This window comes from Sphingomonas sp. ID1715 (genome assembly GCF_013044515.1).
GTDB lineage: Bacteria > Pseudomonadota > Alphaproteobacteria > Sphingomonadales > Sphingomonadaceae > Sphingomonas_B.
In genome coordinates, this window is sequence record NZ_JABEPR010000002.1 from 278365 (window position 1) to 291643 (window position 13279).

Annotated in this window: 11 protein-coding genes; 6 read left to right on the forward strand and 5 right to left on the reverse strand. The window is 60.9% G+C overall.

Annotated features, from left to right (window positions below; translation table 11 throughout):
• Nucleotides 1-98: 98 nt before the first annotated feature.
• On the reverse strand, nucleotides 99-266 hold the full coding sequence (locus HJG53_RS06210) for a YegP family protein (RefSeq protein ID WP_171128652.1): 168 nt from the start codon (nucleotides 264-266) through the stop codon (nucleotides 99-101).
• Between the two features lie 135 nt (nucleotides 267-401).
• Nucleotides 402-653 (reverse strand): hypothetical protein, encoded by a 252-nt coding sequence (locus HJG53_RS06215; protein WP_171128205.1) that lies wholly within the window; start codon nucleotides 651-653, stop codon nucleotides 402-404.
• 177 nt (nucleotides 654-830) lie between these two features.
• Between HJG53_RS06215 and HJG53_RS06220 the strand changes: the two genes are divergently transcribed.
• From HJG53_RS06220 to HJG53_RS06240, 5 genes are all read left to right on the forward strand, one after another.
• Nucleotides 831-1451 (forward strand): restriction endonuclease subunit S, encoded by a 621-nt coding sequence (locus tag HJG53_RS06220; protein ID WP_171128654.1) that lies wholly within the window; start codon nucleotides 831-833, stop codon nucleotides 1449-1451.
• Between the two features lie 18 nt (nucleotides 1452-1469).
• A complete protein-coding gene (locus HJG53_RS06225) occupies nucleotides 1470-2987 on the forward strand; it encodes a class I SAM-dependent DNA methyltransferase (RefSeq protein ID WP_217352668.1) in 1518 nt (505 codons plus the stop codon).
• Between the two features lie 270 nt (nucleotides 2988-3257).
• Nucleotides 3258-4289, forward strand: coding sequence for a restriction endonuclease subunit S (locus tag HJG53_RS06230; RefSeq protein ID WP_171128658.1), 1032 nt, complete (start codon nucleotides 3258-3260; stop codon nucleotides 4287-4289).
• Entirely contained in the window at nucleotides 4286-7255 is a 2970-nt protein-coding gene (locus HJG53_RS06235; protein WP_171128660.1) for a type I restriction endonuclease subunit R, read from the forward strand. Before HJG53_RS06230 ends, HJG53_RS06235 begins: the two co-directional genes overlap by 4 nt.
• Nucleotides 7252-7992, forward strand: coding sequence for a M48 family metallopeptidase (locus HJG53_RS06240; protein WP_171128663.1), 741 nt, complete (start codon nucleotides 7252-7254; stop codon nucleotides 7990-7992). Before HJG53_RS06235 ends, HJG53_RS06240 begins: the two co-directional genes overlap by 4 nt.
• Nucleotides 7993-8068: 76 nt before the next feature.
• On the opposite strand, the gene HJG53_RS06245 is transcribed toward HJG53_RS06240, so the two are convergent.
• The 3 genes from HJG53_RS06245 to HJG53_RS06255 all read right to left on the reverse strand — a co-directional run bounded on the left by HJG53_RS06245 (nucleotide 8069) and on the right by HJG53_RS06255 (nucleotide 10417).
• The gene (locus HJG53_RS06245) at nucleotides 8069-9478 is read right to left on the reverse strand and encodes a hypothetical protein (RefSeq protein WP_171128666.1); all 1410 of its coding nucleotides are present in this window, start codon (nucleotides 9476-9478) and stop codon (nucleotides 8069-8071) included.
• 82 nt (nucleotides 9479-9560) lie between these two features.
• Nucleotides 9561-9761 carry a hypothetical protein gene (locus HJG53_RS06250; protein WP_171128668.1) on the reverse strand — a complete coding sequence of 67 codons (201 nt, stop codon included), beginning with the start codon at nucleotides 9759-9761 and terminating at the stop codon, nucleotides 9561-9563.
• Nucleotides 9762-9763: 2 nt separating this feature from the next.
• The gene (locus HJG53_RS06255; protein ID WP_171128670.1) at nucleotides 9764-10417 is read right to left on the reverse strand and encodes a hypothetical protein; all 654 of its coding nucleotides are present in this window, start codon (nucleotides 10415-10417) and stop codon (nucleotides 9764-9766) included.
• A 229-nt stretch (nucleotides 10418-10646) separates the two neighbouring features.
• Here HJG53_RS06255 and HJG53_RS06260 point away from each other — a divergent pair, with 229 nt between their 5' ends.
• Nucleotides 10647-13271, forward strand: a complete 2625-nt coding sequence (locus HJG53_RS06260) for a MobA/MobL family protein (RefSeq protein ID WP_171128672.1) — start codon at nucleotides 10647-10649, stop codon at nucleotides 13269-13271.
• Nucleotides 13272-13279 lie beyond the last annotated feature (8 nt).

Consider the following 13279-nt stretch of genomic DNA (forward strand, 5'->3'; position numbering starts at 1 on the left):
CAACGAACCACGTTCATGCTGCTGTGGTCGTGCGGCATCTCGAAATTATAGCTCCCGCGACGTTGGCCGCCGCGGGAGCATTGAGGCAGTCGTCTCGATCAGGTGCGATCGTAAACGGCTGCGCCAGGCACCACCTGCTTCGCGGCAGCGATGCCATTCTGCGCCGACTGCTTGGTCGTGTAGACCTCGGAATGACCGAGGGTTTCGCCGTTGCTGGCCTTCAGACGCCAGAAGTAACCAGTCGATGCCTTGAGGATTTCAAACATGAATGTGGCCCTCCTTGGGCCGAGATGTTGACCCAACCGGAGCGCTGGGTCGTTGACGTTCAAGGAGGGGCTCGCTAGATATGTGGTGTCTAAGCACATCGCTAACGGGGCTCCGGCCCCTCGGAAAATCGGCTGTTAGCGCAGCCGATTTTCCATCCAGGCCACTTTGGGCGCCAGGTAGGGCCCCTTCGGTGGCAGCTCTTCATGATCAGCGGGCGCGACGTCGGCGAACCGGATGCCGTCCTTGATCTCGGCAATTCGCCCTTGATTGACCCCGAAGAATGCCGCGATGTCGTGATGACGATCACCGCGCAGAACCATTCCCCGGATGAGGGCGGCATCCTGTGCCGTCAGTGTGAGTCCGCTGGACTCCGCTCGTGAACCCATATCTTCTCCTCGCGGGGGACGCGCTCCCCCGAAAACGCGCCCGAATTGCCGAGCGTAAGGGCCTTCTGCCTCCCGATTCGACGAAAGTCAAGCCACTTTCGCGCTAGCGAGCGGCGTAGCCTGCTACGATTTCGGATCGTATTGACATACGGGAGCGTCACGGACATATCCGGTGTTATGAAACCTAAGATCCCGAAGATGGGTCCGCCTGAGACGCGCCTTGCCGATATTGCAGAGGTTTTCACCGGACTGGGGGTCTCGAGGGAGGACACTCTAGAGCGTGACGGCCGAAAGCTGCCGATGATCGGCGTACGTGATATCGTCGATGACGCCGTCGCCCCAATGGAGAAGCTCGACACCGTTGGCTTCGAACGGCCGGAGAAGGCGAGCGCTTACCTAGTGCGTCCTGGCGACATACTGGTTACTGGACGTGGTACTGCGCTCAAGTTCGGCATGGTGGGGCCGGAGACCGAAGGGGCGGTTGCGAGCGCCAACATCATTGTCATCCGCGCGCAGCCAACAGTTGAACCGGCCGCGCTGTATGCGATCCTCTCGAGCGAAGCCTATCGCCCAAAAATCGAATTACTTCGACGGGGGTCGACCACTCTTCTCTCGCTGTCAGCAAAGGACCTGGCAAAGCTGGAAGTGCAACTGCCTTCGCTCGAGGAGCAGCGGCGTATCGCGGCTTTATTGATAGAGGCACGCGACGCGTATCGCGCCGCAATCGACGCAGCGGAAATCCGTCGCAACCTGGCGCGGCAGCTGATCACTCAGCGCCTATTCGGAACGATGAAATAAGAGGGCGAAATGAGAAAATTGACACGTGACGCGCTAAATAGCCATCTCTGGCAGGCCGCTGACATTCTTCGGGGATCGATCGATAGCTCCGACTATAAAGGCTACATCTTCGGCTTTCTGTTCCTGAAGCGCTTGTCGGATCGATTCGAGGAAGAGGCGAAAGAGCGGATTGCGGACGGGTTGCCAACCGACATCGCCTATAGCGATCCTGACGAGCACGAGTTTTTCGTGCCAGAGCGCGCGCGCTGGGAAAACATCAGGAAGGCTACGACCGACATCGGAAGCACGCTCAACAAGGCGTGTGAAGAGCTGGAAGATGCTAATCCATCGATCGAGGGCGTGTTGGTCAACATCGACTTCAACAGCGAATCGCGGCTTGGCGATCCCAAAAATCGGGAGGTCGTCCTCGCGGGGCTGATCGATCATTTCTCACGTATCGATCTCTCGAACGAAGCTTTGTCCGAGCCCGACATGCTGGGGCGCGCTTATGAATACCTCATTGAGTATTTCGCCGATGACGCAGGCAAGAAGGGCGGCGAGTTTTACACGCCGCATCAGGTCGTCAACCTGATGGTGCAATTGCTGGATCCCGCGCCCGGCATGCGGATTTCGGACCCGACCTGCGGTTCAGGGGGCATGCTGATCCAGAGCGCTGAATATGTGGGCGCCAAAGAAGGTAAGCGGCTAGGCGAGCCGATCAACGTCACTCTCCACGGTCAGGAACGGAATCTTGGCACCTGGGCGATCGCCAAGATGAACCTGCTGCTTCACGGTCTGCGGGACGCGCGCATCGAGAAGGGAGACACGATCCGCAACCCGCGCTTGCTCGACGCTGAAGGCAATCTGATCCTCTATGATAGGGTTATCGCGAACCCTCCATTCTCGCTGGATAAATGGGGCGCGACAGAGGCCGCGGGCGATGCAGAAAGGCTAGGCTTCAACCGCTTTCGCTACGGCATCCCTGCCAAGAACATCGGCGATTTCGCCTTTGTGCAGCACATGCTGGCAACCCTGAACCACAATGGCGTTTGCGGTGTCGTGATGCCGCATGGCGTTCTTTTTCGTGGCTCGGGCGACGGGCGCATTCGTAAGGCGATCCTTGAGGAGGACTTCATTGAGGCCGTCGTCGGCCTGCCTGAAAATCTATTCGCTGGCACAGGCATCCCGGCGATCGTGCTGATCCTCAAGCGCAACAAGGCCCCGGAGCATAAGGGCAGGATCCTCTTCATCCATGCATCGAAGGAGTTTGAGGAACGCACCAAGAAAGCTGTCCTTGCGCCCAATAATATCCGTCGCATCGTAGAGACGTATCGCAGCTGGGACGAAATAGAACGATTCAGTCGTGTTGTTAGCATGGCGGAAGTGGAGGAGAACGACTTCAACCTGAACATTTCACGGTATATTGATACTCTAGAGCCTGAGGCTCCCATTGATGTTGAGGTTGAGCTAGGAAAGCTCTGGGCTGCTGAAGAAGCTCGCGATCAAGCCGCTAGCCGAATGAACGCCATCCTCAAGGAGATGGGTTATGTCGGGTAGTCCGCCGGAGGGTTGGGATCTTGTGAAATTTGGTGAGATGGCGCGAGAAATAAGGTCGCGAAATCAAGCTAGAGACAATATCCCGGTTCTGAGTGTAACCAAACGTCGCGGATTTGTCCCATCTGGAGAGTACTTCTCTAAGACGTCCACAGCAGGGACACGGAACATTATAAGCTGGTTAGACGTGGCCAGTTTGCCTACGCAACGATCCATCTCGATGAGGGATCGATAGATCTGCTACGAACGCATGATGTTGGACTTGTAAGTCCGATGTATTCGGTGTTTGAAATAACCTCTGAGGATGCCAACAATGACTACGTGTTACGTAGTCTGAAGAGATTGGCGCTGAGCGGAAGATTTGATGCTTATAGCAATGGTGGCGTGAACCGGCGAAAGTCCATCTCATTTCGTGATCTCGCCAGCTTTCGTTTTCCCCTGCCACCCTTGAATGAGCAATGCGCCATTAGCGAGGTTCTGCGATCGATCGACGAAAATATAGGTTGCGCCAAGCAAATGGTGAAGTCGCTGGCCGCCGGCAAGGCTGCCGTGATGCGCGATCTGCTAACGCGTGGAGGGCGCCCTCAATCTGGGCGGATGCAATCACTGCCAGAGCGATGGGTTCTCGGCCGCGTCGCCGCGGATATCACGCATATCCCTTCAGGGTGGCAACTCGTTCGCCTGACTACGATTGCCAAGCTGGAGAGCGGACACACGCCCGACCGTAAGCAGGTGGAATACTGGGACGGAGACCTTCCCTGGATATCGCTTCAGGATGCTGACGCACTCGGGAAGCTCACCATTCGGGAGACCGCGGAGACAATCGGGCTGGAGGGGTTAAGAAACTCATCTGCTCGCATGCTGCCCGCCGGCACGGTCGTGCTCCAGCGGACGGCAAACGTCGGCTTGTGCTCCATCATGGAGAGGGAAATGTGCACCAGCCAGCACTTCGCGAACTGGGTGTGCGGTCCGAAATTGTTGCCTAAATATCTGCAACAGGTGTTCCGCCACATGCAACGTGAATGGCGCCGCCTGATGGCCGGCAGCGTCCTGCCCGATATCTACATGCCGACTTTCAAGCGCCTCCAAATCCTTTTGCCCCCCATCGAGGAACAGGAAGAGATTGCGGAGGTGGGTGCCAGCTTTGACGTGCGCATCGAACGCGAGCGGGATGCCCTTTCGCGATTGGAAGATGTTCGTGCGGCGCTCGCGCAGGAACTCCTATCAGGGCGTCTCCGCTTGCCGGAGCGTATGATCGCGAAGTTTCTCGATGAGCCGGAAATGGCGAGGGCTGTCAACGCATGAGTGACGGGCGCGACAATCTCGAGATCGCGATGGTCGAGGATCCCGCCGCGGACCTGCTGCGAGTGCTGTTCGACTACAAGCCGCTGTTGCAGGCCGACATCGGCGCCTTGCGCGAAGGCCCCTCCGACGCACTGTTGGTCGGACGGCTCGAGCAGCAGCTGCGTCAGCTCAATCCTTGGCTGGACAGCGAGAGCGTTGGCCGGGCGATCTCCGCGCTCACCCGTATTTCGTCGGTCGATTTGATCGACGCCAATGAACAGGGGCATATCCGGCTCACTTACGGGACTACGCTGCCTTACACGGACGACAAAGGTCGGCGTCAAGACCGAACAGTTCGATATTTTGATTTCGATGATGTGCAAGCCAACACTTTCGAATTCGCCCGGCAGGTATTTATAAAGGGGCCAAGACAGCAGATCTGTCTTGACCTTGTCATTTATGTGAATGGCATCCCGCTCGCTGTAATCGAATGCAAGTCGCCGGCGCTTGCCGATCCCATCGGAGAGGCGCAACGCCAGTTCCGCCGGTATGAAGGCCGCGACGAGTTCCTAGGGCTTGGTGCGCCACGATTGTTCGAGCTCTCGCAAATATCTATCGCGCTTGCGCGCGACGTTGCGCGATATGGCACTACGTCAACGCCGCCGCCCCACTGGGCCGAGTGGCGCGACCCTTATCCGCTGACCTCGGATGCGCTCGCCGCCCGGATTGGACGGACACCAACCGCGCAGGACGTGTTGCTCGCCGGATTGTTGGCACCAGCCAATCTGCTCGACCTCGTCCGAAACTTCATCATCTTCGAGACTCGGGATGGCCGGCGCCTGAAAAAGATCGCCCGCTATCAGCAATTCGTTTCCGTGGGCCGCGCCATCGAGCGCATCCGCAATGCTCCTCGCCCCGAACGACGCGGTGGCGTGATTCATCACACACAGGGGTCGGGCAAGTCCCTGACGATGGTCTATCTGGCGGTGAAGCTTCGGAGATTGCCAGAAGCAGAGAATCCGACGCTGGTCATTGTCACTGATCGGACCGAGCTCGACGGACAGATCACCGGGCAGTTCCAGCGGTCGGGCTTTCCCAACCCAGTTCAGGCGGAAAGCGGAGAGCATCTGCGTCACCTGCTATCTGGGGGGGCGGGGACGACTGTGCTCACGACCGTTCATAAATTCCACACCGCCGTACCGAAGCGGTCGTCCGTGATCTCCGAGGCTGACAACATCTTCGTCATGGTGGATGAGGCCCATCGTACCCAATACGGCGCCTTGGCCGCTCGAATGCGAGCGGGTTTGCCGCGTGCTACGCTGATTGCCTTTACCGGTACGCCGATAGACAAGAAGGATCGCAGCACCCGGGAGGTGTTCGGCGACTATATTCACCGCTACCTGATCGACCAGGCGGTTAAGGATGGCGCGACGGTGCCGATCTTCTACGAAATGCGAGATGCTCGCATGCGAGTAGATGGTGGTGACCTTGAGGCAGATATACGCAAAGCCTTCCCGGAGCTGCGGGACGATGAAATCCAGAAGCTTAAGCAGGGCACACGCCTGCAGGAGAAATACGCCGGTGCGGGGGCGCGGGTCTCGGCGATCTGCGAAGACATTTTGCACCATTACCGCACGACGATCGAGCCAAATGGATTCAAGGCGCAAATTGTCACCGTGAGCCGCGATGTCGCGGTCACCTATGTGGAGACGCTCCGGGCTATGGGAGCGCCGCAATGCGCGGTGATCATGTCATCCTCACACAATGACAGCGCGCGCCTTCAACGCCATCACCTATCCCGGAGTGAGAAGGACAAGCTGATCGCTCGGTTCAAGCGAAAGGAGGACCCGCTCAAGATTTTGGTGGTCTGCGACATGCTGCTGACCGGATTTGACGCTCCGATTGAACAGGTAATGTATTTGGATGCACCCTTGCGCGAACATACGTTGTTGCAAGCCATCGCCCGCGTCAATCGTACCGCAGCCAACAAGACCTACGGGCTCGTCGTTGATTACTGGGGAGACAATCGCCGAATTTCGGAAGCGCTCGACATGTTCTCCGAGGAGGACGGGGTGCTGTCTGCCTTGCGCCCAGCCTCCGAAAAGGTGCAGCTGCTCGAAAGCCGGCATCGCGCTGCGATGGGGCTGTTTGAAAGCACGGACCGAGCCGATGAGGATCAATGTGTCGCCTTGCTCGCCCCTGAAGATGTTCGAGCGAAATTCGAACTCGACTATCAACGCTTCGCTGAGGCGATGGACATGGTGCTTCCGGATCCGAAAGCGCTGGAAGACCCCTTCCCTGCAGACCTTAAGTGGCTGACGCGCATCCGTGCCGCGGCGCGGCGTCTCTACAGCGATCCTAGGTTCGACGCCGCGCTCCATGGAGCCAAGGTAGGAGAATTGGTCGCGGAGCATCTTCGATGCGATGGCGTGGAGGAGCTCCTGAAGCCCTTGGACATCCTAGATCCGGCTTTCCGTGACAGTGTGGAGGAAATCCGGTCGCCGGAGGCGAAGGCCGCCCGCATCGAACATGCCATCCGGCACGAAATTCATGTGCATCGCGACGAGAATCCGGCTGCCTACAAGTCGCTCTGGGAAGACCTAGAGGAGCTAATCTCGCGTCGCCGTATTGACCGGGTTAGCGCGGCGAGCCAGCTCACCCGACTGGAGGAGTTGGCGAGCCGCACCATCAGCCTTCGGAGAGATCAAGGTGCTGTGGAGATGGGAGGAACATCGGGCGCGGTGTTGCCGCTCATCCCGGGCGGGGAGGGAGTCTCTGACGTGCAAAAGCACGAAGTAGCCACCTCTATCGCACGTCAACTCGAGGAAATGGCGCAAGTCGTTGATTGGCAACAAAAGGAAGACATCAAGCGGCAGATGCGAAGAGCAATCAAAGACAGCTTGCGGCAGTCCGGAGCTGATTTTGCGGCCATCGAAGCTTCGACCGCAAAGATCATGAGCGTCGCTAGGGCACGCCTCGCGCGATGACGCGGGACATCCCTGGATCGGTCGAGTTTGGTGGGCAGGAAATCGAATTCGCCCTGACAAAAACTGCCCGCCGCAAAACAGTCGCTATCACCGTTGGCTTTGATGGAGTTCGAGTCTTAGCGCCGAGCGACTTGGCTGATGCGAGGATCAGCGATTTTGTACGAAAGAAGGCCTCTTGGATCTTGCGCAAGTTGGCCATGTATGCGGAGTTGTCGGGTGTCCGATCGTCAAAGGAATTCGTGAGCGGCGAGACATTTCACTATCTTGGGCGACCGTATCGGCTGAAGATCATCCGTGATCCTCAAGCTATTGTTACGAGGGTCTCGGCGAGAGGATCGAGCCTAGTGGCGCCTGTGCTCCCAGATCAAGATCCTTTGATCGCAAAAAGCGCGGTCCGCAGCGGGCTTCGACACTGGTATATCGCCCGCGCGAGCCGAAAATTTTCCGAACGGATGCAGTCCATCTGTCTGGCGCTGGGCATCGAGCCTGGTCCGATCTCCGTCGTGGACCAATCCAAGCGCTGGGGTAGCTGCGATGCCAAAGGCCGAATTCGCCTAAACTGGAGACTTGTAATGGCTCCGGTTTCGCTCATCGATTACGTCTTGGCCCACGAAGCTTGCCACAGGATCGAACTCACCCATTCGCGGAAGTTTTGGCGCAAGCTTGAGACCGTAATGCCCGACTACGAAGACCGAATTCGCAGGCTGGACGCTCTCGGTCATGCTCTGAGTTGGTAAACTGTCTTCGGCTACGCCGGCCGCTGGACAAGACGTCTAGACAACCGAACACTCACAGCCGCAGTGGGCGCACTCATCACCGCTGAAATCTGGCTGCCGCGGCTACGTTGATCAGCGCCAGTGTCTGCCGTCGACCGGCCAGGCTATCAGGATCATTCGGCATCACCTCCTGCATCGCCGCGTCGAGAAATTCCAGCGCTGCTTCGATGAACGTCTCGTCATGCGCAGGTGCATCCGACTCTCCTTTTTCGCCGTCTGGCCGGCGACTTTGATGATCCACATCGTCGAGAATTGCGCGCCGAAGATCGTCAATGAGCAGCTTCGCGCGCTCCTTCCAACCACGGGGCAGATCGTCCTGCTGATAGACCGGAAGGTCTAGTTCGGGTCGAACCTGACCACGTAGAGCCCTCTCAAACGTCGTTGCCAGTCGCTCCCCAAGCACCGCTTCGAGGTGGATAAGGCGGATCGCCGCGACTGCGACCATTTGAACGGGCGTCAGGTCCGAATACCATTCCTGGCTCATCTGACGGTTGTCGAATCTGCCCGTCGACTCCCGGAGCTCATCCCAGAATTCACCTCCCTCAGTGCTTATGAACTCGCGCAGATCGCCTGCCAGGACATCGCGTTCGCTACGCTTTGACCGACCGAGTTCCGATCGAAACAGGAGCGGCGCGGCCGCGGCGCGGATGGTCTTCACATCGTCGTGGCGGGTGGGCTTACCCTCAGGTTTGCCCCGCCACGTCTCTTCGTTCGTGCGATAGCGGTCGAGATGGATGCTGAGCCACTGATGCACGGGTCGCCACACCGTGAACACGGTAGAGGCCATCATTCGTTGTGCCGAACCCTGGATTAGCCAACCAAACGGCCGCGTCATGCTGAGCCGAGCGAGAGCTGTGGTGGCCTGGACGTCATGCGAGCCCCAAATCAACGCCATCTTGTAGATGAGGCCGAGCGCCTGGTCCGCGCGGAGGCCCATCGGAACCCGCTCCTCGACCAAGTAAGCTAGTGCGCTGCCGTGATATCCTCGAACGACGGTTGCAAAGAACTTCGGATCGTTCCGGGCCGTCGCCCACAGTTTCTTGGAGAATGCCTCCAGCGCGGGCTCAGGGAAGTCTTCGCCGCTCCAGCCTCGGACGAAGCGGTTGCGAAGGGTCTGGTCGCCTGTTCGATCGAGGAGGTTCTGGCAGAGTGCGAGCAATTCGGCTTCGGACCGGGGCAGCCTCTCTTCTGGTAGCGGCAGGAATCTCCCTTGCAGTACGAACATACTAAGGTCGTCCCACGAGCCGAACGCAAATAGGCGGCTCGCGCGCTCATCCCGGTCGAGATCGTAGCCCCGGATATCGTCGCGAAGATGAGCGACAAGGCGCAGCAACCCCTCTAGTGTGCTCGGCCGTCTCGCGTTGAACTCCTTGCTGATGCGTCTGAAATTCCTCGCCAGATACCGCGCAAGGTTCTTCGGCTTCTTGGGTTTCTTTGGCGTCGTCATTTCAGCTGTCGTCGGCCTGCCAGGGATGTTCGAGGTTGAGGAGGCGTTACCGGAGCAGGTGCTAAACGCCGGTATACTGGGATCAGAGTGAGGCGAGCACCTCATCGATCCTCTTGGCGATTCCTTCCCCCAGCGCGGTTAGCTCTTCGTTGAGGCGCTTACCGCGCTGATAGGCGTCGAGGCCGAGCCGGCCGGCGGTCTGCTCGGAATTGAACTCCTCGATGACTGCCGCGAGCGCAGCGTTCTTCGTTTCCAGTTCCGCCAAGGCTTCATCCAGGTTCATGGTCAGTCCTCCCATTCCGGTGGTTGCTCAGGTTCGTCCCAGTAAGCAGGGTTGCCGCCCTTCTCCCGGATCCACTCGAATGCTTCGCCGCGGGTGTTGAGGTCAGGCAGCGGCACATCGGCGGCCTCGCAGATGTCCTGGATGATGTCGGCCTGATCGTCCGTGATGTCGCGGCTGCGCCAGGCCTCCGCCTCGCCGGTGCGGCCGCTCTCGAGAAACGAGGTGACGGCGGCGTCGTAGATCGGCCTTTTGTAGGCCTTCCAGCGATATTCGCCCCAAGCCCGACACCAGTCCGCCCGCTTCTCATCGGCAATGGCGGTGCGGACGAGATCCGCGAACGACATCGGTCCTTGCTCAACACGTGCCTCGGCGAGCCACTGCAGGCCGCGGTCACCGCTGGCGAGCAGCCCGAGAAGGACGAGGTCGTCGATCCCGCGGAATCCCAGCAGCGCCAGGATCGACCCCAGCTTGTATTTTTCGGCGTCGGGCGAACCGGGCCCACGACGTCGCTTGGAGCGCGCCTTGGCCTGGCGGCGAAGCTCGGGGAGCCGTTCCTCGATGATCGCCAACTCCGACGACGCTGAACGCTCGAGCAGCGTCAGCCTGTCCAGCAAGCTGGCGACGTCGGGGCTGATCGATGGCTGTGCACTAGTCATGCACAGGGAGATGCTCACGGTAGAGAGCCGACTTCCCCAACCCACCCCCATAGTTTGCGGGGAGGTGATCGAGTTCTGAACCCTGGGGGTGGGTTGGGCGCCCCACCAGCCGGGACTTCCCATAGAGGGAGAGAGAGGGGGTGGTGCGCGATAAAGTGTTGTTTGGCCGTTCCGACCAATCAACGCCCCGGCCACCCCCTCTCCAGACGCAGGAAGTCAGGGGAAAATCATGCTGCTCACGCAGTCGGCGTTGAAGGAAAAGTCGGCGGAACTGGTCGCCGGCATCGCCGACGCGCGCAGCGCGCGGAACCTGATGACGCGGCGCCGCCGCGAGGACGCAGCCGATGAGCGTGAGGCCGAGCGACACCGCCGGCGCCGCAAGCGCAAGGATGATCGTGAGCTCGAGCAACTGCTGCGGCGGCGCGCGCGTGTGCGGGTGCCACTGGATGAACGGCCGCGCATCGGCGTGGCGACCGCCCGCAAGCTCTATCACCGCACGGTTGGGATGCTTCGGGGCACGACCGGCATCACCGATGCGCGGGGCCCGGATGGCCTCTATTCACTACATTTCGGCTTCGTCGCACGCGGCTTCGCGTCGACGACCGGCCGGCGCTGGCGTGCCGGCGAGGCCGAGCGTGCGGCCCGATATATCGTGCGGGAGGATGGGCTCGAAGGCGGCGAGCTCGGCTGGTGGTCGAACATCGCCGCCGACCGCACGGAGCTCGTCGCCTTCTTCCGCGCGGTCGAGGCGGTCGAACGCCACGACCGTTCGAACGCCAATGTCTACGTCAGCGAGATCATCGCGCTTCCCGCCGAGCTGAGTGCCCGCCAGCGTCGCCGCGCCGTCAAGCGGATCTGCCGCTTCCTCGAGAAGCGCGGCCTGGCCTACGTCGCCGCGATCCATATTCCTGACGAGGTCGGCGACCAGCGCAACTTCCACTGTCACATCATCTATTCGCTGCGCCCGGCGGAGCGGCACGGCGCCTATGACTGGAGCTTCGGCCTGGCCAAGGAGACCGACATCAACACGCCTGAGGGCATTGCTGCGCGCCGCCGCCAGGTCGTGCGGGACATCAATGCGACCTTGCACGCCGCCGGCATCGATAAGCGCTACACCCATCTGAGCAACAAGGCCCGGCGGATGGCGGCTGCGCAGGCGAAGGTCGGCCAGAACGTGATTTGGGTGTCCCGCCGGCTGGCCGCGCTCGAGACCCGCGCTGCCCGCCTCCGTGAGATCGCTGATATCGCCCGCCGAGTGCGCGAGACGCTGAGCAAGTCCAACGCGGCGTTGGCACGGATGAAAGCCGCTATTGAAGATCGCCTGGCTGAGAAGCGGAAAGAGCTGGAGGCCTCAATGAAAATGGCCAGCGCTCAAGGTGCGGCCCTCCGGACCATCGTCATCGACCAACTGGAGCGCCAGCGTTCGACGATCGCGGTGACCAGGACTGATGCGCAGCGCGAACTTGACCGCTGCGCAACGCACATCGCTAAGACGGTCGATCGGTACCGGCGCGACATGGATCAGGCTCAGCGCGCGGTCGCCGCTCAGGTGACGGTCATGGCTGACAGGATTCGTAACAGGATCGATGAACGACGGGCCGAGATCGGGGCTAGCCAGCCCGAGCGAGCTTGTCTGCTGGACGGCGCGAGGACCGACCTTCGGCGCGCCCTGGAGACCCGCCGCGCCGCAGTCGTCGCTGGCATTGCCGACGCGCGTGCGAGCCTGGATCGCGCCGGGAAGCGGATCGAGCTGCTCGAGAAGCGACGGGCCTTCGACGCCATACAGGCGAAGGTCGCGGTCCATCGGGCTGAGCTCGCCTCCGCGATTGAGAGGTTGCCGGCGAAGCGCGCCGAGGCCCGGCTGTGGGCCGCTGCCGCCCACCCTCTTTCCCACCGTATCGCCGGGGCCCGCGAGATCCTTGTTCGCGACCTGATCCATCGAAAAGGACAAATCGTCGCCTCGAGGGAAGCGGCCGAAAAGGAGCTGGCCGAAGCAAAGGCGGCGGGACGCAAGCTGGTGTCGCGCGGGATTGGCCATGGTCCCGGCGCCAACCAGACCCCGTGTCGAGGCGCAACGTCCGCGCCCACGAGCGGTATCGCCGAGGCTCGGTCAGGATCGCAGATCGCCGTCCCGGAAACGAACTCGCTCCCCTCGCCGAAACCAGCGGTTACACCGCAGGCGTCGGTCGGATCCGGAGACTCGACCGGCTCCTCGATTGCGCAGCCCGTCATCGGCATGGCCCCGGCGGGGACCGCCGGCGCGCCCTCGAACTCACAACCTGCGGCTGCGACTGAGGCATGGATTCCGGCGTCAAAGAAACGCGGCAAGGATCAGGAAAGCTTGCGGAGGCATGTTCGCGAGCGCACGCCCGCCAGGACGACGGACATGGCGCCGCCGCCCTTGACCGCCCGTCCCCCGCCTGACCCGGAAGCGTTGCGCCTGCTTGCTGCCAGGATGCTGGCGATGCGTGACCATGTCCGGGCGCGGGAGGAGCGCGTCCGGCGGAAACTGCGCCAGCGGACGCTCCGATATCTCGCGCGCCTCGACCACGGAATCGTCGTCGACGAGTCCGGCCGCTACGGCGTCGCCAAGGGCGTTCTCACTGACGACGAGGTGCGCGTGCTGATGGACCCGGGGCTCGACAAGGAGACCCAGGCCACACTGGGACGGATTGCAACTGCCCGGACCCAAGAGGACGCTGCGCAGTCTGGAATCGCGAGGAGCCAGGCCAGCGTGCCGCCGCTAGGTGCCCCCGCAATGGGCCAGCCCGTTTCTTCAGCCGACGAGGACTTCCAGTGGCTGCAGCGGCAGCGCGCGCATCAGCAGGGCGGCGGAGGAATTGGCGGCACCTGACGGAGAGC